The sequence below is a fragment of the Neobacillus sp. MER 74 genome, assembly GCF_023714155.1.
Genome location: NZ_JAMAUV010000097.1, coordinates 1 through 298, shown reverse-complemented (window position 1 = coordinate 298; position 298 = coordinate 1). Strand labels below are relative to the sequence as shown.

Genomic DNA, 298 nt, shown 5'->3' with positions numbered 1-298 from the left:
AGCTAACCCCTCCTCTTAACCTTCCAGCACCGGGCAGGCGTCAGCCCCTATACTTCGCCTTGCGGCTTCGCAGAGACCTGTGTTTTTGCTAAACAGTCGCCTGGGCCTATTCACTGCGGCTCTTCGAGGCTATTCACCTCAAAAAGCACCCCTTCTCCCGAAGTTACGGGGTCATTTTGCCGAGTTCCTTAACGAGAGTTCTCTCGCTCACCTTAGGATTCTCTCCTCGCCTACCTGTGTCGGTTTGCGGTACGGGCACCTTTTATCTCGCTAGAGGCTTTTCTTGGCAGTGTGGAAT

General features: G+C 54.0%; 1 rRNA gene. It reads right to left on the bottom strand.

Annotated features, from left to right (window positions below):
• Positions 1-298, bottom strand: a 23S ribosomal RNA gene (locus tag M3610_RS27670); the annotation flags it as partial.